Raw genomic sequence first — 22,518 nt, forward strand, 5'->3', positions numbered from 1 at the left:
TCCGGGCCGCGCCGGGCGCCTAGCGTCCTGTGCATGGTCACTGAGGACAGCAGCGGGAAGACCGTCGTACGACTCGACGGCGTACGCAGGGAATACGGCGAGACGACGGCCCTGGACGGCGTGACGCTGGAGATCCGCGCCGGCGAGGCGGTCGCGGTGATGGGGCCCTCGGGGTGCGGCAAGTCCACCCTGCTCAACATGATCGCCGGCCTCGACCGGCCCACGGCCGGCACCGTGCTGGTGCACGGCGAGGACGTGGGGCGGTTGAGCGAGAGGGGCCTCGCGCTGTACCGGCGACACCGCATCGGCATGATCTTCCAGTTCTTCAACCTCGTCGACGACCTGTCCGCGCTGGACAACGTCGCGCTCGCCGCCCAGTTGACCGGCACCCCGGCCCGTCCGGCCCGGCGCCGCGCCATGGAGCTCTTCGAGGAACTCGGCATCGCGGACCGCGCCAACGCCCATCCGGCCGTGCTGAGCGGCGGCGAACGTCAACGCGTCGCGGTGGCTCGCGCGTTGATGAACCGCCCCGCCCTGCTGCTCGCCGACGAGCCGACCGGCGCCCTGGACAGCCGCGCGGGCGAGCAGGTGATGGACCTGCTCCTCGACCTCAACCAGATCGGCCAGACGCTCGTCCTGGTGACGCACGACGAGCGCCTGGCGCGCCGCTGCGCCGGACGCCTGGTCACCCTCGCCGACGGCCGGGTGACGGGGCAGCACACCCTGGAGCCGTCCGCATGAGGGCGGTGTGGCGGGCCGCGCGGGCGGCCGTACGGCGGCGCAGGCTCCAGACCCTCGTCATCGCGCTGGTCACGCTGACCTCGACGGGGGCGATCGTCGTCGCGCTCGGGCTGGTCGACGCGGCCTCCGCGCCGTTCGACAAGGCCTTCGGCAAGCAGCACGGACCCCATGTCGTGGCGGCGTTCGACCGGTCCAGGACCTCGGACGCGCAACTGGCCGAGGCCGCGGGGGAACCCGGCGTCGAGGCCGTCGCCGGGCCGTTCCCGCAGGCCACGGTCGGACTGCCGCGGGACACCGCGAAGTACGGGGTCTTCGGCGAGGTCACATTCGTCGGCCGGGCGGACCCGGGCGGGCCGGTGGACCGGCTCGACCTCTGGGCGGGCCGCTGGGCGACCGCGCCCGGCGAGGTGGTCCTCAACCGGCAGCCGGACTGGACCGCCGACGCCCTGGGCAAACGGATCCCGGTGCCCTCCGGCCCCACGCTCACCATCGTCGGCTTCGCCTTCGACCTGAGCCGCACCGCGGACGCCTGGGTGGCGCCGTCCCAGATCGACGCGCTGCACCCGGCCACCACGCAGATGCTGTTCCGCTTCTCCGACGCGTCGTCGGACACCAGGCTCCGCGAGCAATTGGGGACGGTGACGGCACGGCTCCCGCAGGACGCGCTCGCCGGCTCCGAGTCGTACCTCACGCTCAAGCACCGGATCGGCGGGGCGGCGCGGGCGTACGCGCCGTACCTGTCGGCCTTCGGCATCCTCGGCATCGTCGTGTCCGTGCTGATCGTCGCCAATGTGGTCAGCGGTGCCGTGATCTCCGGCTTCCGGCACATCGGCATCCTCAAGGCCCTGGGGTTCACCCCGGGGCAGGTGCTCGCGGTGTACCTGGCGATGGTGACCGCGCCCGCGGTCGTCGGCTGCGCCGCCGGCGTCGTCGCCGGAAACCTGCTGGCGGCGCCGTTCCTCCGGTTCACGTTCACCGGGCCTGACGCGGGCGTGTTCCACGACAGCGTCGGCATCGCGCCGTGGGTGAACGTGCTCGCCCTGCTCGGCATGCCGGCCGTCTGCGTCCTCGCCGCGCTCGCCCCCTCGCTGCGCGCGCGCCGGCTCTCCGCGGCGCGGGCGATCAGCGCGGGTACCGCCCCGCGGGCCGGCCGCGCCCTGGGCGTGCAGCGGCGCCTGGCCGGCAGCCGGCTGCCGCGCTCGGTGAGCCTCGGCGTGGGGCTGCCGTTCGCCCGGCCCGGCCGCAGCGCGCTGACGGTGGCGGCGGTGGTCCTGGGCGTGACCACCGTGACGTTCGCCTCCGGCCTGGCCACGACGATGACCCGGTTCGGCAACGCGGGCCGGGACGCCTACCAGGTCACGGTGTACGCGAGCACCGTGCGGCACGGCGAGCTCGTCGAAGCCGAGCACCCCGACCCGGAACTCCACTCCCTGCTCGCCTCGTTGCCCGGCGTCGCCGGGATCACGGCCCGGGGGGACGTGGAGGTGACGGTCGCCGGTTCCGCCCGCAAGGCCATGCTCGAGGGCCGCCGCGGCGACGGACCCGAACTGGACAGCGTGCTCACCGAGGGCCACTGGATGCGGCGGGCCGGAGAAGTCGTCGCCGGGACGGCCTGGCTCCGGCAGTCCGGCGTGCGCGTCGGCGACGAGGTGCGGTTGCAGAAGGGCGGCCGGAGCCAGGAGGTGACCGTCGTCGGCGCGTTCATGGAGACCAACGGCCAACTGCTCGTCGCCGGCTGGCCGACGTTCACGGCACTCGCCCCCGAGGAGAAGCCCATCGCGTACCACGTCAAACTCCGCGACGGCACCGACCCGGCCGCCTACGCCCGCGCGGCCGCGGCCGCCGACCCAGGCGTCGGCCCGGCGGTCACGGGCCCGAACGCCATCACCCGGACCGTCGTCGGTTCCGCCTCGGTGCTCACCGCGATGCTGGCCGTCGTCGCGTCCCTCGGCGTCTTCAACACGGTCGTCCTCAACACCCGAGACCGGCGCCGCGACCTGGGCATGCTGAAGTCCATCGGCATGACCCCGCGCCAGGTCACGGTGATGATGACGACCTCGATGGCGGCACTCGGCGCCCTCGGCTCCGTGCTCGGCGTCCCGCTGGGCATCTGGGGCTACCAGCAGGTCGTCCCGCGCATGGTGGACGCCGTCGACACCACCCTCCCCCCGTACATGACGGACGTCTGGCACCCGGTGGCCCTGACCGCGCTCGCCCTCACGGGCATCGCCATCGCGGTCCTCGGCGCCTACCTCCCCGCCCGCCGCGCGGCCCGCCTGACGATCGCCCAGGTGCTCCACAACGAGTGACGGCGCGGACGCGGTTCCGCCGCACCTCCCCACCCCGTGAGCCCCTGCCCCGGCGGCAGGGGCTCATGCCGTGGCCTGCGGTGCCCGGGCCGGGATGCGGCGACGGCCGCCGGGCGACCCCGGCGGGACGGTCCGGTGGTTCGAGGCCGCCCTCACCGCGTGAGCGACGCGTGGCATCCCGTGGCGCAGGGCCGTACCGAATCCGCCCGGGCGCGGTACGCGCACGCCTCAGCGGGTGCCGCGCAGCCGTTCCATGTCCCGCCGCTCGCGCTTGGTCGGCCGGCCCGCGCCGCGGTCGCGGACGACCGGCGCCGGCACCTCCTCCAGGGTGGGCGGCGGAGGACTGTTGTCGACGAAGCACTCCGCCGCGACGGGGGCGCCGACCCGCTTCCGCACCAGACGCGTGACGACGACGATCCGCTCGTGCCCCACGCCGCGCAGCCGTACCTCGTCGCCGGGGCGTACCGCGTGCGCGGGCTTGACGCGCTCGCCGTTGACCCGCACGTGCCCGGCGCGGCACGCGGTGGCGGCCATGGACCGCGTCTTCGTGAGCCGGACGGACCAGATCCAGGCGTCGACCCGCACCGGGCCCTCGTCGTCAGCCATGTCACGACCCTAGCGCGCCCGGTTCCCGGAACGCGGCGTCCGGTATGCGCTCTTGACGGGAGCCCCCGCGAGCCACAGGATGCGCCCAGGCATGCACACGTCAAAGATGCCGCCGTACCGCCCGCACAGTCCCGCGCAACTCCATCCCCCACACACCGGAGTGACCTGTGCCCGCATTCAAGATCGTCGCGGCCGGGGCCGCCACCGCGCTCGCGGCGGCCCTGCTCACCGCCTCCGCGACACCCGCCTCCGCGCGGCCCACCGCCCTCGCCGCCGCCCCCGACATCCCGGTGGCGAACGTCAAGGCGCACCTGAGCCAATTGCAGTCGATCGCCACCGCCAACGGCGGCAACCGGGCTCACGGCAGAGCCGGCTACCGGGCCTCGATCGACTACGTCAAGGCCAAGCTGGACGCCGCCGGCTACACCACCGCGCTCCAGCAGTTCACCTCCGGCGGCGCCACCGGCTGGAACCTGGTCGCGGACTGGCCCGGCGGCGACACCAACCACGTGATCATGGCGGGCGCCCACCTCGACTCCGTCACCGCGGGGCCCGGCATCAACGACAACGGCTCCGGCTCCGCCGCGGTCCTGGAGACCGCCCTGGCCGTCGCGCGCGAGAACCTGCAGCCCACGAAGCACCTGCGGTTCGGCTGGTGGGGCGCCGAGGAACTCGGCATGGTCGGCTCCCGGGCGTACGTCAACGGCCTGGCCGCCACCGAGCGCGCCAAGATCGACGGCTACCTGAACTTCGACATGATCGGCTCGCCGAACCCGGGCTACTTCGTCTACGACGACGACGCCGCCCTCGAGAAGGTCTTCAAGGACTGGTACGCCGCCAAGGGCATCGCGACCGAGATCGAGACCGAGGGCGACGGCCGCTCCGACCACGCGCCCTTCAAAAGCGCGGGCATCCCGGTCGGCGGGCTGTTCTCCGGCGCGGACTACACCAAGACCTCGGCGCAGGCGCAGAAGTGGGGCGGCACGGCCGGACAGGCCTTCGACCGCTGCTACCACTCGTCCTGCGACACGACGTCGAACATCAACGACACCGCGCTCGACAACAACAGCGACGCGATCGCCAACGCGATCTGGACCCTGGGCACCGCCGCCGCTCCCCCGCCCGGCACGGTCTTCGAGAACACCGCTGACGTCAGCGTCCCCGACAACGGCGCGGCCGTGACGTCCTCGATCACCGTCAGCGGGGTCAGCGGCAACGCCCCCTCGGCCCTCGCGGTCGGCGTGGACATCCGGCACACCTGGCGCGGCGACCTCGTCGTGGACCTGGTCGCCCCGGACGGGAGCAGCTACCGGCTGAAGAACTCCAGCGGCAGCGACTCCGCGGACAACGTCATCACGACGTACACGGTCAACGCCTCCGGCGAGGTCGCCAACGGCACGTGGCGGCTGCGCGTGCAGGACGTGGCCTCCCAGGACACGGGCTACATCAACAGCTGGAAGCTGACGTTCTGACCGGCGGATCCGGTGACGGCCCCGTTCTCGCGCGGCGGCCGTCACCGGGATCAATGCAGGCGCCGCCTGTTGCACACGCGCGCAACCGTCGCGGTCGACCGTTCACCCGCGGCAGCACTCCTCCCCCCGCGCCGCAGCCGCCCGCCGAAGGCGCGTGCGGACGGTCGCCGTCCTACGCTGAAGAGGGGCGCGGCTTGCGGTGCCGGACGTACCGTGCCGGGCCTCCCGCGAGAGGAGAACCGCTGATGAGCAGTCATCACACCAATTCCCACGTCGACGTCCTCCTCACCGGCTGCGAGCGGCAGGACGCCGGAGCCGTGCTCGGCGCGTTGGAGGCCGCCTTCCCGACGCGTCCCGGCGAGTCCCTCACCGAGGCCGTGGAGCCCCGCCCCGGGTCCTCCCACCCGACCGTGTGGGCCGCCTCCGTCGACACCCGCAGCCACGGCCACGAACTCGGCCCCGTCCACCTCGACGGCTCCCTGACCGCGGATCTCTCCGGCGGGCCCCGTCACGTACGCGAGGTCAAGAAGGTGCTCGGCGACTCCTTCCTCCTCGAGGAGCAGGGATCGGTCTCCGGCGACCAGGAGGTCGAGCTCCGCCTCCGCCTCACGGAGCTCCCCGACGGCCGCTGAGCCGGACGGCGTCCCGGCGCCCGGGACGGCTCGCCAGGCGGGCCGTCCCGGGCCCTGTCGCGCCGCCCGCCGGTTCAGGCCACGAAGAGCCCCGCGCCCTCGCCCTCGGAGCCCCCGCCGTCGCGGACGGTCTGCGCGGCGGCCGCCAGGCGCTCGACGGCGTCACGCGCGACGGGACCGCCGACGGTGAAGGGCAGCCGGATGTAGCCCTCGAACGCGCCGTCGACGCCGAACCGCGGACCCGAGGGGACGCGGACGCCGAGGCGCTCGCCCGCGACGGCGAGACGTGAGCCGGAGACGTCGCCGGTCCGCACCCACATCGTCATGCCGCCGGCCGGGACGGCGAACTCCCAGTCGGGCAGCCGCTCGCGCAGCGCCGCGACCAGGTCGTCGCGGTGGGCGCGGGCCCGCTCGCGCCGGGCGGCGACCGCGTCGTCCCACGCCCCGGTGCGCAGCAGCCAGGCCACGGCGAGCTGGTCGACGACGGGCGAGCCGAGGTCGAGGTAGGCGCGGGCGCTGACGAGGCGGCGTACGACGTCGGGCGCGGCGCGGACCCAGCCGATGCGCAGCCCGGCCCAGATCGCCTTGCTCGCCGAGCCGACGGTGATGACGCTGCCGCCGCGGTCGAAGGCGGCCATCGGGCGCGGCGCGGACGCGGCCTCGTCCAGGGGGAGCTCGGCCATCGTCTCGTCGGCGACGAGTACGGTCCCGGCGGCGCGGGCGGCCTCGACGAGGGCGCGGCGCTGGTCGTCAGGGACGAGGGTGCCGGTGGGGTTGTGGAAGTCGGGCATGACGTAGGCCATGCGGGGCGCCGCGTCGCGCAGGACGCGCTTCCAGGCGTCGAGGTCCCAGCCGCCGAGGCCCTCGCGCATGGCGACGGGGACGAGCCGGGCGCCGTTCTCCCGCAGCAGTTCCAGGACGTTGGCGTAGCTCGGCGACTCGACGGCCACCCGCTCGCCGGGGGTGCCGAGCCGCCGCACGGCGGCCGCAATGGCGCCCATGGCACCGGTGGTCACCATGATCTGCTCGGGGAGGGTGGGGATGCCGCGCGCGGTGTAGCGCGCCGCGATGGCCTCGCGCAGCACGGGCAGCCCGGCGGGGAAGTCGCCGTGGGTGGCCGAGTAGGACGGCAGGTCGGCCAGGGCGCCGTGGACCGCGCGGGTCAGCCACGGCTCGGGTGCGGGCAGTGCCGCGCAGCCGAGGTCGATGACGGTGCCGGCGGCGTCCGGGGGCAGCGGCTCCAGACCACGGGTGGGCAGGGCCTGGCCGTCCGGGACGGCCGTCCACGTGCCGGCGCCGCGCCGCGACCGGGCGAAGCCCTCGGCGCGCAGCGCCTCGTAGGCGGCGGCCACGGTGGTGCGGCTGACGGCGAGGGCCAGCGCCAGCTCGCGTTCGGCGGGGAGCCGCGCGGCCACGGGCACGCGTCCCTCCAGGACCAGGACCCGGATGCCGTCGGCGAGCCCCCGGTAGGCGGGGACGCGGCGGCCGGTGGCGCGCTGCGCCGGACGGGGCTCGAGCAGGCGCGCGAGATGAGTGACCCCTACCGTTGCGGTCCACTGCGACATGGTTTCCGGTCCACCTTCCGCACATTGGCCATGGATTTCTCCCAGGACCATGCCACATAGTGTCCCGCATCCAGTCGTCATGGCCAGAGGGGGGTCTCGTGGAGGGCCAATCCAGAACAACACGCCGCCTGTTGCACCTGTACGCGGGACTGGCCCTCTACGGGGCGAGCGCGGCCCTGCAGGTGCGCGCAGCGCTGGGCCTCGACCCGTGGGACGTCCTCCACCAGGGCATCTCACGGCACACCGGCGTCAGCATCGGCCTGGTCTCGGTGGCGGTGGGCGCGCTCGTCCTGCTGCTGTGGTGGCCGATGCGCCAGCGGCCCGGGCTGGGCACGGTCTCCAACGTCTTCGTCGTCGGCCTGTCGATGGACGCGACGCTGGCCCTGCTGCCCCAGCCGCACGGCCTCGGCGTGCGGATCCCGCTGCTGGTGGCGGGCGTGCTGCTCAACGGCGTGGCGACCGGCCTCTACATCACCGCCCGGTACGGCCCGGGCCCCCGCGACGGCCTGATGACGGGCCTGCACCGCCGCACGGGCCGCTCCATCCGCCTGGTGCGCACGGCGATCGAGGTCACCGTGCTGGCGGTCGGCTTCGTGCTCGGCGGCAGCGTCGGCGTGGGGACGGTCGTCTACGCGGTCTCGATCGGGCCGCTGGCCCAGTTCTTCCTGCGCCTGTTCGAGCTGCCGCGGTCGGGGCCCGGGCCGCAGGACGACTCCGTGGTCGTCGCCCGCGGGGGGCAGCCGGTGGCGGACGCCGCGGAGGGGCGCGCGATACTGCCGGAGTGAGCGACACACGCCATCCGTATCTGGACAGCCCCGCCCCGATCGCCTTCGCCCACCGCGGCGGCACCGCGGACGGCCTGGAGAACACCGCCTGGGCCTTCCGGCGGGCCGTCGACCTCGGCTACCGCTACCTGGAGACCGACGTCCACCTGACCTCGGACGGCGTACTGGTGGCCTTCCACGACGCGTCCCTGGACCGGGTGACCGACGCCGGCGGGCGGATCGCGGACCTGCCGTGGAGCGAGGTGGGCCGGGCCCGTGTGGCCGGGCGCGAGCCGGTACCGCTGTTCGAGGAACTGCTGGAGGAGTTCCCGGACGCCCGCTGGAACGTGGACACCAAGTCGGACGCCGCGGTCGAGCCCCTGGTGGAGGCGGTACGCCGGGCAGGCGCGTGGGACCGGGTGTGCGTGGGCTCGTTCTCCGAGGCCCGGCTGGTCCGGGCCCGGGCACTCGGCGGATCGCGGCTGGCCAGTTCCCTGGGCACCAGGGGCGTGGCGGACCTGCGGCTGCTCTCCCGCGGCGGCCGTGCCGCCGAACGGCTGCTCCTCGCCGCGGCGCGTCGGCGCGGCGCGGTGTGCGTCCAGGTGCCCGAGCGGGCGTACGGCATCCGGGTCGTCGACCCCGCGTTCATCGCGGCGGCGCACCGGCTGGGCCTGCAGGTGCACGTGTGGACGATCAACGACGAGGCCCGGATGCGCGCCCTGCTGGACCTCGGCGTGGACGGGATCATGACCGACCGGCTCGAGGCTTTGCGCGCGGTGTTCACCGAACGCGGGGTCTGGGCCTGACGGCCGGTACCGACCGGCCGCCGGCGCCCCTCAGACCTTGGCCTGCTTCGTCTTGGACATGCGGGCGAAGACCACGACGTTGCCCGAGTAGCCCGAGTCCTTGGTGTAGGTGCCGCCGCAGGTGATCACGCGCAGCTCGGGGTCCTCGGTGTCCCTGTAGATGCGCTTGGCGGGGAACTCGGCCTTGGTGAAGACCTCGATGCCGTAGATGGTGAAGATCGCCGTGGTGCCGTCGTCCCGGACGACGTCGATGGTCGAGCCCTTCTTCAGCGCCCCGAGGCTGTAGAAGACCGCGGGGCCGCTCTCGTTGTCGACGTGCCCCACGATGACGGAGGAGCCCCGGGCCCCCGGGCTGACCGAGTCCTTGAACCAGGCGGCCTCCCCCGCCTTCTCGAGCGGCGGGGCCGCGATCACACCGCGGCTGTCCAGTCCCACGTTCATGATCGGCGCGTCGATGCTCACTCCGGGGATGCGGATGCGCGTCGGCTGGGCCGGGGGGAGAGGCGGCGGGGCCTTGATCGCGGCCGCGTCGGAAAGGGCCGCGGAGGCGGCCGAGGGCTGGGGCGGACCGTCCATGCCGGTGAAGCCCTGGAAGGTCAGCACCACCCCGGCGACGAGGACCGTGCACACGAGCACCCCGACCGCGCCGCGGCCGCGCCGGGTGAGCTTCAGCTGCTGGGGACTCCCGCCCCCGGGACGCGCGGCGGAGCCGCTGCCCGGACGGCCGGGACGGCGCATCGGCCGGCGCCGGGTCGGCGCCCCCGGACCGGACCGGGCCGGGGGCTTCGCGGGGGCGGAGACCGGCGGTTTCCCGGGAGCCGGCGCCGGAGGCTTCGCGCCCGCCGGGGCGGGCGGTTGTCCGCCGGCCGGTGCCGGGGGCTTCCCGCCCGCCGGTGCAGGCGGCTTCGCCGCGCCCTTCGACGGGGCCGGTGCCTTCGCGGCCGGTTCGCCCTTCGGCTTCCGCTTCTTCTTCCCGGGCGACCGCCCCGCCTGCGCGGTGGCCGGGTCCGCGGGCCGGGCCCGGGCCGGGGGCTGCGGCGCGCGGTCCGGCCTGCCGAGCGCGCCGGGCGCGTCGGCGGTGGGCTCGGGCACGAACGGCTGGCCGAACCAGGGGTCGGGCTGCCCGTACCAGGCGTCGGGCTGTCCGTACCAGGGCACGGGGGTGGTGTGATCCCCGGAGTTTCGCAGCATCGCAGTCCTTCAGCTCCGACCGGCAGGTCATGAGTGACAGTCCGTCATAAATGATGTTAAACCGAAGTATGCGTCAAACGCGGATGGATCAGCGTGAAGCGGGCAATGTGCGCCCCACTCGATCGAGTGGCGGTGCTGCGGCAGCGGGGGCAACCGGCGCTGCGGCGCCGGGAGCAGCGCCGATGATGCCGACCGTGTCCTGATGGGCGCTCAGCACCCGTGCGCTCTGCGCCCCGAAGGCCCGCACGCGCTGGCCGCGTCCACGGTCGTCGTGTACCGCGCGCACGCCCGTGGCTGCCGGGCGGATTCCTGGTCGCGGACCGCCGTCGGCAGGGGTGTCGTGGCGCCAGTCGGTGGGGCGCGGCAACGGGCGGCAGCTGCACCGACGGTGGCCGGGCGGTGGAGGAGGGTTCTCCGCGGCCTGGCCGCTGCCGCCGTGGGAGGTGATGGAGGTGCCGCTCCGGCAGCGGCGGCAGGCAACGTTCGCGGCGCGCTCTCCACGGCGTACTTCGCGGCCACGGGCTTGCCGTACCTGCGGGCGGTGGACGCGCTGGGGGCGGGGTCGGCCGCGCCGACCCTCGCGGCCTGCGGACCGGGAGGCCGGGCCACGCCTCGTCACGCAGCCCCCTGCCGGGGCTGGGGCCCTGCGTGGCTCGTACGGGGTCCGCAGGCGGTGCCGGCCCGTGCCCGCCCGCCCCGGTCAACGCCGCTCCGAGGACGCCGGGTTCACCGACGTCCGGTTCACCCGCCCGTGTGGATCGCCGGCCCGTGTCGGACGGTCGCCTTCGCCGGCAGGTACGCACCGAGGTCATGGGAGACACAGGTGCACCCGGCACTCGTGGCGTGCTGCGCGAACGCCCCCGGTGAGCCGTTCTGGTGAATTCGCGTGAGATCGCGCTGGGAAAAGCCGCGTTGCTTCGGAGCAGTCGCATCCATCCGCGTCACCGAAGGGGCGGCCCTGCACATTGATGCCGTGGGTCTCACGACCCCGCGGTGTACTGACGCCGTGTTGCCTGACAGGCAATCGGCTGACCGGCCATCGACTGATGCGCTGCCGGGCCCGCTCCCGATCACCCGTTTGACGAACTCTTCACATTTTTCTGACGCCACCGCGGGTATGGCTCCCCACCTGCGACAACGCTGTTCCGGCCAGAATTCTGATGCCCCGTCCGGGGGAAGGCCTGTGCCGATTCCGAGGTGCGTGAAGATCCCCGCCCTCGTGCCATGGATCTCAAGGACGCGGTCGCAGTACGTGTCGCGGTGATCCCCAATCCCGCCTGCCCCGTCCGCAAGGAGGTTCCCCCCATGCGTGGTTCACGCATTCTCGCAGCGGCGGCGATGACGGTCACGGCCGTCGTCCTGCCGGCAAGTGTGGCGGTCGCGGACCCGATCGTCTCCGTCTCCAACAACGGCCGTGTCGCCCCGGGCGAAGTGGTCACCTTCACGCTCGGCGGCTGCATCACGGCGCCGACCTACGTGACCACCCTCACGAGGGTGGAGCCGGTGGGTACCGCCACGACCACGAGCCTCCGGCTCCTCGTGGACAAGACCACGCCCGAGGGCTCCTACCAGGTCCAGCTGACCTGCAACGAGCCGGACGGCACCGACGGCCAGGTCACTTCGACCGTGACCGTCAGCGTCGACGGCAGCAGTGGTCGCGACGGTGAGGGCGGCCGCGACGGTGAGGGCGGCCGCGACGGTGAGGGCGGCCGTGACGGCGGGGGTCGCGGCGGCGACCACGGAGGAAAGAGCGGTTACGGCGGCGGCCACGGCGGCGGCGGCCACGGCGGCGGCGGCGGTTACGGGCGCGGTCACGGCGGCTACGGCGGCGACGACCGGTGCGAGTCGTGGTGGGGCGGTGACGACGACTCCGGCCACGGCGGTGGTGGCGGCGGCGGTTACGGCGGGGGCGGCAACGGCGGCGGGGGCGGCAACGGCGGCGGCGACAACGGCGGCGGCCGTGGCGGCAACGGCGGCGGCGGGGGCGGCAACGGCGGCGGCGGCGACAACGGCGGCGGCGGCGACAACGGCGGAGAGAACGGCGGCGACAACAACGACAGCGACAACAACGGAGGCGACGGCAACGACCTGACCGCCCAGAACTTCGACAGCGGGTCCGACGACGGCCGCAACATGGACGACTCGTGGGGCGGCAACGGCGGCGGCGGGGGCGGCAACAAGGGCTGCAAGGGCGGCCACGGAGGCGGCAACGGCGGTGGCGGCGGCGGCAACGGTGGCGGCGGTGGTGGCGGCGGCGGCGGCAACGGCGGGGGCGGTGGTGGCGGCGGCAACGGCGGCGGCCCCGACACCGGCTTCGGCGGTTCCATCGGCATGAACACCCCGGAGACCCTGCTCGGCGCCTCACTCCTGCTCGCCGGTGCCGGTGGCGGTGTCTACATGCTGCGTCGCCGGCGCGTGAACGGCGGTCGCGCCTGATCGTCGCGGACCTCCGCGACACAGGCTGACCGCACTGCCCCCGGGCCGCCCTCGTGGCGCCCGGGGGCAGTCCCGTGCCCGGGCCGGGCGGACGGGAGGCGTCCGCCGGATGAACGCAGGAATCCGGCGGATGATCCCCCTCCCCCACCCCGGCCGTGGATGGCATCATGACCGATCACATCGGCACGGCGCACGACACGGATCGGCAGGAACCACGGGTGACCACGGGCGAGGCGCAGGACACGGCGGTGCACGACGGTAACGCCGCCCCGGCGCACGAGCGGCGGCGCGCACAGCGCGGCTGGTACTTCTACGACTGGGCCAACTCGGTCTTCTCCACCAGTGTGATCACGGTCTTCCTGGGGCCTTACCTCACCGACATCGCCGAGGCGGCCGCGGGCCCGGACGGCTACGTCCACCCGCTCGGGATACCGGTCCGCGCCGGTGCGTACTTCGCGTACGTGGTCTCCGCCTCCGTGCTGCTCTCGGTCCTGGTGATGCCGCTCGCCGGGGCGGTCGCCGACCGGACAGGCCGCAAGAAGGCGCTGCTCGGGGCGTTCGCGTACATCGGCGCCGCGGCGACGACGGCGATGTTCTTCGTGACCGGGGACCGCTACCTCCTCGGCGGCGGACTCCTGATCGTCGCCAACGTGGCCTTCGCGTCGGCCATGGTCCTCTACAACGCCTTCCTGCCCGAGATCGCCGAACCGCACGAGCGGGACGCGGTCTCCTCGCGGGGCTGGGCGTTCGGTTACGCGGCCGGGGCGTTGATGCTCGTCGCCAATCTGGCGCTGTTCCTCGGGCACGACGCAGTCGGCCTCTCCAAGGGCATGGCGGTACGGATCTGCCTGGCCTCGGCGGGCCTGTGGTGGGCGGTCTTCACGCTCATCCCGCTGCTGCGGCTGCGCGACACCGCGCCGGGCGGGCTGTCCGGCGGAAAGGCCGTCAAGGGCGCGGGGTCACTGCGCCAGGGCTGGCGTCAACTCGCCGCCACCTTGCGGGACATGCGCCGCCACCCGCTCACCCTGGCGTTCCTGCTGGCCTACCTGGTCTACAACGACGGTATCCAGACGGTGATCTCGCAGGCCTCGCTCTACGGCTCGAAGGAGCTGGAGCTGGACGAGACAGCCCTGATCGGCGCGATCCTCCTGGTGCAGGTGCTGGCCGTCTTCGGCGCCCTGCTGCTGGGCCGGCTCGCGGCACGGTACGGCGCGCGCCGTACCGTGCTGGGCTCGCTGGTGGCGTGGACGCTGACGATCGGGGCCGGCTTCTTCCTGCCGGCCGGCGAGCCGGTGGCGTTCTACTGTCTGGCGGCGGCCATCGGGATGGTCCTGGGCGGCAGCCAGGCACTGTCGCGCTCGCTCTTCTCGCACCTCATCCCGCGCGGCAAGGAGGCCGAGTACTACTCGGTGTACGAGATCAGCGACCGGGGCACCAGCTGGCTGGGCCCGCTGCTGTTCGGTCTGACGTACCAGCTGACCGGGAGCTACCGGGACGCGATCGTGTCCCTGGTGGCGTTCTTCGTCATCGGGTTCGTGCTGCTGGCGAGGGTGCCGATGCGGCGGGCCGTGGCGGCCGCGGGCAATCCGGTCCCCGAGACGATTTAGTACGGATGGGTGCGGCGCGGTAGTGTACGCCGTTGGCCGTCGGACGGACCGTTACTGCGCGCTAAAGATACCAGAACGCAGGGTGACATCTCTCGCTAGATGTGACAAAACGGGCGTCGATGGGTACAAAAAGGGGCGGCACGACGGGCGACGCACCTCCCGGCAACGGGAATCTTCACCGCCGACCGGACGTTGACCGGATGACGACGACAGCGACACCTGTCCTGTGGGCGACACAGCCCGGGAGGCACGATTCATGAGTGAGCGAGCTCTCCGCGGCACGCGACTCGGGGCGACGAGCTACGAGACCGACCGCGGCATCGATCTGGCACCGCGCCAGACCGTTGAGTACGCATGCCGGAACGGACATCGATTCGAGATGCCGTTCTCGGTGGAGGCCGAGATTCCGTCGGAGTGGGAGTGCCGCGCCTGCGGCCAGATCGCGCTCCTGGTCGACGGAGAGGGCCCGGAAGAGAAGACGAGCAAGCCCGCGCGTACGCACTGGGACATGCTCATGGAGCGGCGCACGCTCGAGGAGCTGGAGGAGGTGCTGGCCGAGCGGCTGGCCGTCCTGCGCTCCGGCGCCATGAACATCGCGGTGCATCCGCGGGACCACCGCAAGACCGCCTGAGAGAAGGAATGGGCCCGTGAGGGGCGGGCCCGGCAGACGTGCGCCCCGGGCGAGCGTGGCTTCAGTGCCGCGGCCCGGGGTCTTCGTCGTTCTGCTCCGGGCCGCGGTCGACGACCTCGCCCTGGATGACCTTGCCGTCGGGACGGTGGATGCGCATCTGCTCCTCGGCGGCACGCGCCTGGGCGAAGAGATCGCCCAGCGAGCCCGAGCCCGGGTCCCGCTCTCGGGCCGCGGCGGCCCGGCGGTCCAGGACACGCGCGCCCGCCCGCGTCAGCAGGGAGCGGGTCGGCGGGAAGAGGAAGAACAACCCCGCCACGTCCGAGATCAACCCGGGCACCATCAGCAGCAGGCCGCCGAACATGATCGGCGCCGCGCCGCCCCCGCCGCCGTTCGCGGCCCCGGACTCGTCCCGCTTCTCGCCGTCCCGCTCGGGTCCGCCGGAGCGCATGGTCTCGTTCAGCGCCCGCCAGGCGCTGCGCCCGGCATGCCGTACGGCCAGCGCCCCGCCGACGAAGCCCACCACGAGCAGCAGGAGGACGGTGAGACCGCCGGCGGCCCCGGCCACGAGGATGAGGAGCCAGATCTCCAGCAGCGCGTAAGCGGCCACACCCAGCGGTATCCACCTGCCGGCGCGCGAGCGCCGTCGCGGACGCGCGTCGCCGCCCGGTTGCCGCGGACCGGCCGGCGGCGGGGAACTGATCGTCATACGCACCATTGTGCCTGTTCCCCGCCGGAGTCCGGAGGGCCGGTCAGCCGCGGCGCCGTCCGGACGTCAGCCGCCTCACACGGGAACCGACGCCCCAGGCGGTGACCCGCCACAGCGCCTCGGCGACGATCTCCCGGCTCATCTTGCTGTCGCCGCGTTCCCGCTCCACGAAGGTGATCGGGACCTCGACGACATGGAAGCCGGACTTCACCGCGCGCCAGGCGAGGTCGACCTGGAAGCAGTAGCCCTGGGAGGCCACCTCGTCCATCCCCAGGCCCAGCAGCGTCTCCTTGCGGAACGCCCGATAGCCCCCGGTGACATCGCGCAGCGGCACGTCGAGCAGCAGCCGCGAATAGGTGCTGCCGCCGCGCGACAGGAACTCCCGGGACTTCGGCCAGTTGACCACCCGCCCGCCGGGGATCCACCGGGAGCCCAGCACCACGTCGGCGCCCTTGAGCGCGGTCAGCAGACGCGGCAGCTCCTCGGGCTGGTGCGAGCCGTCGGCGTCCATCTCCACGAGCACGCCGTAGTCGTGCTCGATGCCCCAGCGGAAGCCGGCCAGGTAGGCGGCGCCCAGCCCCTCCTTGCCCTTGCGGTGCAGCACGTGGACGTGGTCGTCGGCGGCGGCCAGTTCGTCGGCGAGCTTGCCGGTGCCGTCGGGGCTGTTGTCGTCGGCGACGAGGACGTGCGCCTCGGGCACGGCCGCGCGGACCCGGGCGACGATCGGCTTGACGTTGTCGGCCTCGTTGTACGTCGGGATGATCACGAGAACCGAGCCGAGCGGCCCGAAAGCCCTCCCCTGGGCTGCGCCACGGGTGACCCCACCGCCATCGCTCACTGCTGCTCCTCCGTCTCGGTACGTCCTCGCCTGCCCAGCACGATCGCCGCGGCCCAGGACAGGAGGCCCACCATAGCGAGGGTCCATTCGGGAGCGGAGCCGACGCGGTCGGCGACGGTCAGATCGTCGCGGAGGGGCAGCTGCGCGCTGAGCACGGCCTGCGTGAACTCCTCGGTCTGCTGCTCGATGCGTCCGTCGGGGGCGACCACGGCGGTGATGCCGCTGGTCGCCGCCGTCACCACGGCGCGGCCGTGCTCGACGGCCCGCAGCCGCGACATCGCCAGCTGCTGCTCGGGCTGGCCGGTGCGGCCGTAGGTGGCGTTGTTGGTCTGGATGACCAGGGCGCGCGCGCCCGCGGTGACGGTGTCGTGGACGATCCCGTCGTACGCCACCTCGAAGCAGATGACGTCGCCGAGCTTCGCCGGGCCGATCTGCAGGACACCGCTGCCCTTGCCGGGGTAGAAGTCGCGCGGGACCTGGTCGAGCCGCTTGATGACCTTGGTGAGCTGCTCGCGGAAGGGCACGTACTCGCCGAAGGGCACCGGGTGCTGCTTGGTGTAGTGGTCGCCGGGGCCGCTCTCCGGGTCCCAGACGATGCCCTCGTTCTGGACGTGGTCCGCGTCCGGGCCGTCGACCAGGGCGCCGACGAGGACGGGGACGCCGACGGCCCGGACCGCCTCGGTGATCAGGGCGTAGGCCTGCGGCTCGGAGAACGGGTCCATGTCGGAGGAGTTCTCCGGCCAGATCACCAGATCGGGCTTGGGCGTGCGGCCCGCCTTGACGTCCTCGGCGAGCTTCAGCGTCGCCTCGACGTGGTTGTTGAGGATCTTCAGCGGCCGGCCGAGGAAGTGCATGCCCGGCTGCTGGACGTTGCCCTGCACGATGGCCACCCGGACGGTGTCGTCGGCCGCGGTGGGCACCGGCACCGTGTACCCCGCGGCGACGGCGGCGGCGGCCAGCACCACCGCCGTCGTGGCGGGCACGAAGCGCCGCGGGCCGAAGACGACCGGGCCCTTGCGCAGCCGCCACACGGCGACCGCGGCCGCGGCCAGCAGCGAGCCGCACAGCGCGACCGCGAAGGTCACCAGGGGCGCGCCGCCGAGCGCGGCGAGCGGGGTGAAGGGGGTGCTGGTGTTCGCGAAGGCCAGCCTGCCCCAGGGAAACCCGCCGAACGGCAGCCGGTCCCTGGCGAGTTCCTCCGCCACCCACAGGCAGGCGCCCCACAGCGGCCAGGCACGCAGCCGTGAGGTGACCGCCAGGCCCGCGCCCAGCACGGCGACGAAGGCGGCCTCGATGACGGACAGGCCCACGACCGCGTCCCAGCCGATCACCCGCAGCCACATCAGGAGCCACACGAAGAACGGCAGTCCGAAGGCGAAGCCCAGCCACGCGCCCTGACGGGCGGTGCGGTCCCGGGTCAGCAGCGCGAGGCCCCCCACGGCCACGACCGACAGCGGCCACACTCCGTACGGCGGGAACGCGGCCGCCAGGGCCAGGCCGCACAGCGCGGCGAGCGCCGACCGCCGCGCGTTCGCCCGCAGGGCGTGCGCCATGCGGGCCGTGCGCCCGGGTGCCGGGGCGGGCGGCGGCGGCGGTTCTACGGACGTCGCCGGCGGCGCGGCGGGGGCCGGTGCGGCGTCGGAGCGCGGTCGCAAGGTTCGCGGCCTTCCTGCAGGTGGTCACTGTGTGAGAGTGACCGTACCTCCAACGGCCCTGTCCGCGGACCCCGGGCGGGCAAAGCCTCCCGCGCGGGCGCGCGGCGCGGGAGGGGCGTGATCTGCTCGGGGCCCGGAACGCCCTTCGGGCCGACCTGGGACCCGCTGGCTGCGGATCGGCGACAAGGCCGTTGTCTACTGGGCGTCCGGGCCCCTCCCGGGTCACACCTGCCGACCGGGCGGAGCCTCTCGGTGAGGCGGACCGCGTTCCATGCCGCGAGCGCTGGACCTGGCTCCGGTGGCGCGCGCCGTACGGCGCGATGCCCGGTGGCCCAGCTGCGGCCGTCGGCGCACGGAGATCCGGTCGGACGTCCGGTGGTGGACCCGGCCGAACCTACTCGCCCCCGACCGCCGCCTGTCAACAGCGGCTTGACCTGCGTGGATTGACCAAATCAGCAGGTCAACGCAAGGCGGGGGAAAGTTCCACGCCATCCCGACGGAGAACCGTTCGGGGGCATCCGCCGTTGACCCGTCACTCGTTCGGCCGTGCGAAGACCGTACGGCCGCCGACCACGGTGCGCAGCGCCGTCGGCAGCGGGAGCCCTGGGGTGAGGTCGGGCAGGCCGGGGGTGCCGGAGCGCGGGTCGGTCGACCAGTTGGCGACCCGCTCGTCGGGGGCCTGTACCACGAGGTCACCGGCCTGCCAGACCACATAGTCCGCGGGCGCGCCGGGCACGAGGACACCCGCGTCGTCGCGGCCCACGGCACGCCAGCCGCCTCGGGTGTGGGCGTTGAACGCGCCGCGGACGGAGATGCGGTGTTCCAGGGTCCGGTGGAACGCGGCCGCGCGCAGCGTGCCCCAGGGGTCGAGCGGCGTGACCGGACTGTCGGAGCCGAGGGCGAGGGGCACACCGGCCCGGGTCATCGCGGCGAACGGGTTGAGGGTGCGGGCCCGCTCGGCGCCCAGGCGCTGGGCGTACATGCCGTCCTCGCCGCCCCAGGCGGCGTCGAAGGCGGGCTGCACGGAGGCGACCAGGCCCAGCTCGGCGAAGGCGGCGACGGTCTCCTCGGTCATCATCTCGGCGTGCTCCACGCGGTGGCGCAGCGCGCGCACCCGGTCCAGGCCCACCCGGCGGGCGGCCTCGCGCACCCCCTGCGCGACGGCCGCCACGGCAGCGTCGCCGATCGCGTGGAACCCCGCCTGCACCCCGGCCTCGGTGCACAGCGCCACGTGTTCGGCGATCGCGGCCGCGTCCAGGTAGGCGGTGCCGCCGACGGCGGGCGCGTCGGTGTACGGGGCGTGCAGGCAGGCCGTACGGGAGCCGATGGAGCCGTCCACGAAGAGGTCGCCACCGGCGCCGACGGCGCCCAGGTCGCGGATCCGCTCAAGGTCCTCGGCGCCGGTCACGGCCTCGGCCCAGTACCCGAACACCTGCGGTCCGGGCTCGGCCGCGGCGAGCCGCAGCAGCGCGCTGAGGTCGTCCTCGGAGGAGATGTCCGGGCCCGCGCACTCGTGGACGGCGCCGATGCCGAGCGAGGCGGCACGGGCGAGCGCGGCACGCTGGGCCGCGGCGCGCTGCTCGGGCGTGACGGCGGCGTAGGCGGCGCGCCGGACCGCGTGGTGGGCGTCGCGGGTGAGGGGCCCGTCGGGGTGGTGGCCGGCCATGGCCTCGACACCGGGGGCCAGCGCCAGCAGGGCGCTGGTGACGACGGCCGAGTGGACGTCGGCACGCGTCAGGTACAGGGGGCGGCCGCCGGTCGCCGCGTCCAGCTCCGCGCGGGTCGGCGGGCGCTGCCCCGGCCAGCGGCTCTCGTCCCAGCCGTGGCCGAGCAGCACGCGGTGGGCGGGGTTGGCGTGCGCGAAGGCGGCGACCCGGGCGAGGGCGTCGGCCAGGTCCCGGGACGGGGCCAGGTCGAGGCCGGTCAGCGCCAGGCCGGTGGCGGTGGTGTGCACATGGGCGTCGGTGAAGGCGGGGGTGACCAGCGCCCCGTCGAGGTCGATCACCTCGTCCGCGCCCGCCGCGTAGGACTCCGCGGCGCCCTCGGAGCCGACCCAGGCGACCGTGCCGCCGTCGACGACCATGGCCGTCGCGAAGGGGTCGGCGGGGCTGTAGACGTTGCCGCCGCGCAGCAGCACGGTGGTGGTCGGCTCGTTCGTGGTGTGCGGCACTGGGTTTCGCCTCGCGATGTGATGATGGACCCGCCCGGGCCCCGGTGGGGGCGGGGGACGCGATGGTGCGGTGGCTCTGAGGGCGTGGGCCCCTCAGACGCGTGGTGGTCGCGCCTCGTACGGAGTGGAGAGGACGACCGTGGTGCGGGTGGAGACCCCGGCCAGCGTGCGGATCCTCGCGAGCAGGTGCTCCAGCTCGATCGGGGTCGCCACCCGGACCTTGAGGATGTAGTTCTCCTCGCCCGCGACGCTGTGGCACGCCTCGATCTCGGGGACCTCGGCGAGCCGGTCGGCGATGTCGTCGGGGGCGCTCGGGTCGAAGGGCTTGACCGAGATGAACGCCGTCAGCGACAGCCCCACCGACTCCGGGTCCACGATCGCCGCGTACCCGCGGATCACCCCGCGCTGCTCCAGGCGCCGGACGCGCTGGTGCACCGCGGACGTGGACAGGCCGGTGGCCTTGCCCAGGTCGGTGTAGCTCATGCGCCCGTCGGCCACGAGAAGTTCCACGATCTGCCGGTCCAGCTCCTCCACAGCGCAAGAACCTACAGGGTCCGCAGTCGTCGGCGGTATCCGGCCGCCCCGGCACCGGTGTCAGGCGCCGGGGCTGGGGGGTCAGGGGCGGCTGCGGACGCAGAGAAGACAGGTGTCGTCTCGCGGGTTGGCGGGGCCGAGGGCGTGCGTGAGGACGGTGGCGACCGTCGTGCAGTCCTCCGTGGCGACGCGCTCGGCGGTGCGGGCGAGGTCGGCGAGGCCGGTGTCGAGGTCCTGGCCGCGGCGCTCGATCAGACCGTCGGTGAAGAGGAGGAGCCGGTCCCCGGGGGGCAGCGGGGTCTCGCACAGGCCGTGGACGGTGTCGCGGCCGGCGCCGAGGATGCGGCCCTCCGGGTGCTCCACGTACGCGGCGCGCCCGCCGTGCAGGTGGAGTACGGGGAGGTGCCCGGCCTGCGCCCAGGTGAGGACGCCCTCGGCGGGCCGGTACTGGGCGAGGACCATGGTGGCGGTGGCGGAACCGGTGTTCATGAGCACCTGGTTGAGACGCTCCAGCAGGCGGTGCGGGGGCGTGCCGCTCAGGGCCACGGCCTCGACGCCGTGGCCGGCGACGTCGCCGACCGCGAGCCTCACGGAGCCGTCGGGGAGCGCGACGGGGGTGAACCAGTCACCGCCGATCTGGATCGTGCTCTCGGCCGGCAGGTACGAGACGTCACAGCTGACGCCGCCCGGTCGGAAGGGTTCCTCGGGGACGGGAAGCAGCGCGCGCTGCAGCCGCCGCGCCAGGATGTGCTCGGCGTTCAGCGTCCGCTGCTGCGTGCTGAACGCGCGGTGGGCCTCGTCGAGGGCGATCTCGCCGTGGCGCAGGTCGGTCAGGTCGTGAAAGAAGCCGTGCACCACCACGGGCGTGCCCTCGGCGTCGGTGACGGCCTCGGCCGGGTGGTCGGTGGGGGGCACGCAGCACATGGGGACGGTTAGGCACATCCGCACCGGGAAGCCGACCCAGCGAGGATTCCTCGGAAGGAGAGCACCCATGGGCACGATCAGCGAATCCGTCGACGTCGGCGTCCCGCTGCACACCGCGTACAACCAGTGGACGCAGTTCGAGGAATTCCCGAACTTCATGGAGGGCGTGGAACAGGTGACCCAGGTCGACGACCGGCACAACCACTGGGTGACGAATGTCGCCGGTGCCCGCCGGGAATTCGACACGGAGATCGTCGACCAGCTGCCGGACGAGCGGGTCGCGTGGCGCACCGTCACCGGGGACGTACGGCAGCGCGGTGTCGTGACCTTCCTGGAGCTGGACGCCTCGCGCACCCGGGTCAACCTCGCCATGGAGCTGGAGACCTCCGGGCTCGCGGAGAAGGCGGCCGACGCGCTCGGCGTCGTCGACCGGCGGGCGCGGGGCGACCTGCGGCGGTTCAAGCACTTCGTCGAGGAGCGGGGCAGCGAGACGGGCGCCTGGCGCGGTCGCGTCGCCCCGGGCGGATGACCTCCACTCGGGCCGGCGGCGCCGGGCCGCGGCGGCGGGCGGCCGGCTGCCCGCACCGGGGCCACCCGTACACCGGGGGCGTCACCGCACCCGACCGACGGAGGACCCGATGGACGCCGTCCGCGACCTCTCGACCGCTCCCCTGACCGCCGAGCCCGCGCCGCCCACCGGCGCGGTCGAGGGCGTCGGCGCGTTCGGCGAGGACCTGCAGCTTGCCCTGCACCACCAGGGCTTCGCCGGGGTGCACCCCGGCTGGGAGTCCTGGGCGCGTGGCGCGCCGGGCGCACCTCGCTGCGCGCCGTACCGGGGCTCTCCCTGCCGTCCGGTTCGTACGGTTCGTACGGGGAAAGTGCACCTCAGGAGGCTCGAGCAGCGCGTCGCAGCGGCGTCCCGCCCGCCGAG

At 73.9% G+C, this 22,518-nt stretch carries 19 protein-coding genes; 10 read left to right on the forward strand and 9 right to left on the reverse strand.

Annotation, left to right across the window (positions count from 1 at the left end; all coding sequences use genetic code 11):
- The first annotated feature begins 33 nt into the window (after positions 1-33).
- Together OIE69_RS06940 and OIE69_RS06945 are read left to right on the forward strand one after the other, a co-directional pair.
- Positions 34-741, forward strand: a complete 708-nt coding sequence (locus tag OIE69_RS06940; protein ID WP_326571056.1) for an ABC transporter ATP-binding protein — start codon at positions 34-36, stop codon at positions 739-741.
- A complete protein-coding gene (locus OIE69_RS06945; RefSeq protein WP_326571057.1) occupies positions 738-3,050 on the forward strand; it encodes an ABC transporter permease in 2,313 nt (770 codons plus the stop codon). Before OIE69_RS06940 ends, OIE69_RS06945 begins: the two co-directional genes overlap by 4 nt.
- 228 nt (positions 3,051-3,278) lie before the next feature.
- Here the strand turns inward: OIE69_RS06945 and OIE69_RS06950 are convergent, their stop codons facing one another.
- Positions 3,279-3,656, reverse strand: a complete 378-nt coding sequence (locus tag OIE69_RS06950) for an RNA-binding S4 domain-containing protein (protein ID WP_326571058.1) — start codon at positions 3,654-3,656, stop codon at positions 3,279-3,281.
- A 167-nt stretch (positions 3,657-3,823) separates the two neighbouring features.
- On the opposite strand from OIE69_RS06950, the gene OIE69_RS06955 reads away from it, so the two are divergent.
- Together OIE69_RS06955 and OIE69_RS06960 are read left to right on the forward strand one after the other, a co-directional pair.
- On the forward strand, positions 3,824-5,128 hold the full coding sequence (locus OIE69_RS06955; protein ID WP_326571059.1) for a M28 family metallopeptidase: 1,305 nt from the start codon (positions 3,824-3,826) through the stop codon (positions 5,126-5,128).
- 245 nt (positions 5,129-5,373) lie between these two features.
- Entirely contained in the window at positions 5,374-5,760 is a 387-nt protein-coding gene (locus tag OIE69_RS06960; protein WP_326571060.1) for a hypothetical protein, read from the forward strand.
- A gap of 74 nt (positions 5,761-5,834) precedes the next feature.
- Here OIE69_RS06960 and yczR read toward each other — a convergent pair whose 3' ends face one another.
- The gene (gene yczR, locus OIE69_RS06965; protein ID WP_326571061.1) at positions 5,835-7,325 is read right to left on the reverse strand and encodes a MocR-like transcription factor YczR; all 1,491 of its coding nucleotides are present in this window, start codon (positions 7,323-7,325) and stop codon (positions 5,835-5,837) included.
- Between the two features lie 98 nt (positions 7,326-7,423).
- Here yczR and yczE point away from each other — a divergent pair, with 98 nt between their 5' ends.
- Together yczE and OIE69_RS06975 are read left to right on the forward strand one after the other, a co-directional pair.
- Positions 7,424-8,110 (forward strand): membrane protein YczE, encoded by a 687-nt coding sequence (gene yczE / locus OIE69_RS06970; RefSeq protein WP_326571062.1) that lies wholly within the window; start codon positions 7,424-7,426, stop codon positions 8,108-8,110.
- Positions 8,107-8,895, forward strand: a complete 789-nt coding sequence (locus OIE69_RS06975) for a glycerophosphodiester phosphodiesterase (protein WP_326571063.1) — start codon at positions 8,107-8,109, stop codon at positions 8,893-8,895. Before yczE ends, OIE69_RS06975 begins: the two co-directional genes overlap by 4 nt.
- Before the next feature lie 30 nt (positions 8,896-8,925).
- Here the strand turns inward: OIE69_RS06975 and OIE69_RS06980 are convergent, their stop codons facing one another.
- Complete coding sequence (locus OIE69_RS06980; RefSeq protein ID WP_326571064.1) at positions 8,926-10,086, reverse strand: class F sortase; 1,161 nt, start codon at positions 10,084-10,086, stop codon at positions 8,926-8,928.
- A gap of 1,305 nt (positions 10,087-11,391) precedes the next feature.
- Between OIE69_RS06980 and OIE69_RS06985 the strand changes: the two genes are divergently transcribed.
- The 3 genes from OIE69_RS06985 to OIE69_RS06995 all read left to right on the forward strand — a co-directional run bounded on the left by OIE69_RS06985 (position 11,392) and on the right by OIE69_RS06995 (position 14,760).
- The gene (locus OIE69_RS06985) at positions 11,392-12,522 is read left to right on the forward strand and encodes a hypothetical protein (protein WP_326571065.1); all 1,131 of its coding nucleotides are present in this window, start codon (positions 11,392-11,394) and stop codon (positions 12,520-12,522) included.
- A gap of 167 nt (positions 12,523-12,689) precedes the next feature.
- On the forward strand, positions 12,690-14,129 hold the full coding sequence (locus tag OIE69_RS06990) for an MFS transporter (RefSeq protein ID WP_326571066.1): 1,440 nt from the start codon (positions 12,690-12,692) through the stop codon (positions 14,127-14,129).
- Between the two features lie 256 nt (positions 14,130-14,385).
- Entirely contained in the window at positions 14,386-14,760 is a 375-nt protein-coding gene (locus OIE69_RS06995; protein WP_326571067.1) for an RNA polymerase-binding protein RbpA, read from the forward strand.
- Positions 14,761-14,821: 61 nt separating this feature from the next.
- Here OIE69_RS06995 and fxsA read toward each other — a convergent pair whose 3' ends face one another.
- The 6 genes from fxsA to OIE69_RS07025 form a co-directional block, all read right to left on the reverse strand.
- Positions 14,822-15,466: an FxsA family membrane protein gene (gene fxsA, locus OIE69_RS07000; protein WP_326571068.1), complete on the reverse strand. Its 645-nt coding sequence runs from the start codon at positions 15,464-15,466 to the stop codon at positions 14,822-14,824.
- A gap of 43 nt (positions 15,467-15,509) precedes the next feature.
- Positions 15,510-16,304, reverse strand: coding sequence for a polyprenol monophosphomannose synthase (locus OIE69_RS07005; RefSeq protein ID WP_326571069.1), 795 nt, complete (start codon positions 16,302-16,304; stop codon positions 15,510-15,512).
- Positions 16,301-17,959: an apolipoprotein N-acyltransferase gene (gene lnt / locus OIE69_RS07010; RefSeq protein WP_392567474.1), complete on the reverse strand. Its 1,659-nt coding sequence runs from the start codon at positions 17,957-17,959 to the stop codon at positions 16,301-16,303. The genes OIE69_RS07005 and lnt overlap by 4 nt, the downstream gene beginning before the upstream one ends.
- A 532-nt stretch (positions 17,960-18,491) precedes the next feature.
- Entirely contained in the window at positions 18,492-20,042 is a 1,551-nt protein-coding gene (locus tag OIE69_RS07015) for an amidohydrolase (protein WP_326581024.1), read from the reverse strand.
- Between the two features lie 180 nt (positions 20,043-20,222).
- Positions 20,223-20,663, reverse strand: coding sequence for an Lrp/AsnC family transcriptional regulator (locus OIE69_RS07020; RefSeq protein ID WP_018562423.1), 441 nt, complete (start codon positions 20,661-20,663; stop codon positions 20,223-20,225).
- Between the two features lie 81 nt (positions 20,664-20,744).
- Positions 20,745-21,578 carry a PP2C family protein-serine/threonine phosphatase gene (locus tag OIE69_RS07025; RefSeq protein ID WP_326571071.1) on the reverse strand — a complete coding sequence of 278 codons (834 nt, stop codon included), beginning with the start codon at positions 21,576-21,578 and terminating at the stop codon, positions 20,745-20,747.
- A 76-nt stretch (positions 21,579-21,654) separates the two neighbouring features.
- Here OIE69_RS07025 and OIE69_RS07030 point away from each other — a divergent pair, with 76 nt between their 5' ends.
- A complete protein-coding gene (locus OIE69_RS07030; RefSeq protein WP_326571072.1) occupies positions 21,655-22,116 on the forward strand; it encodes an SRPBCC family protein in 462 nt (153 codons plus the stop codon).
- The last annotated feature ends 402 nt before the right edge of the window (positions 22,117-22,518 follow it).

This window comes from Actinacidiphila glaucinigra, from assembly GCF_035918135.1.
Taxonomy (GTDB): domain Bacteria; phylum Actinomycetota; class Actinomycetes; order Streptomycetales; family Streptomycetaceae; genus Actinacidiphila; species Actinacidiphila glaucinigra.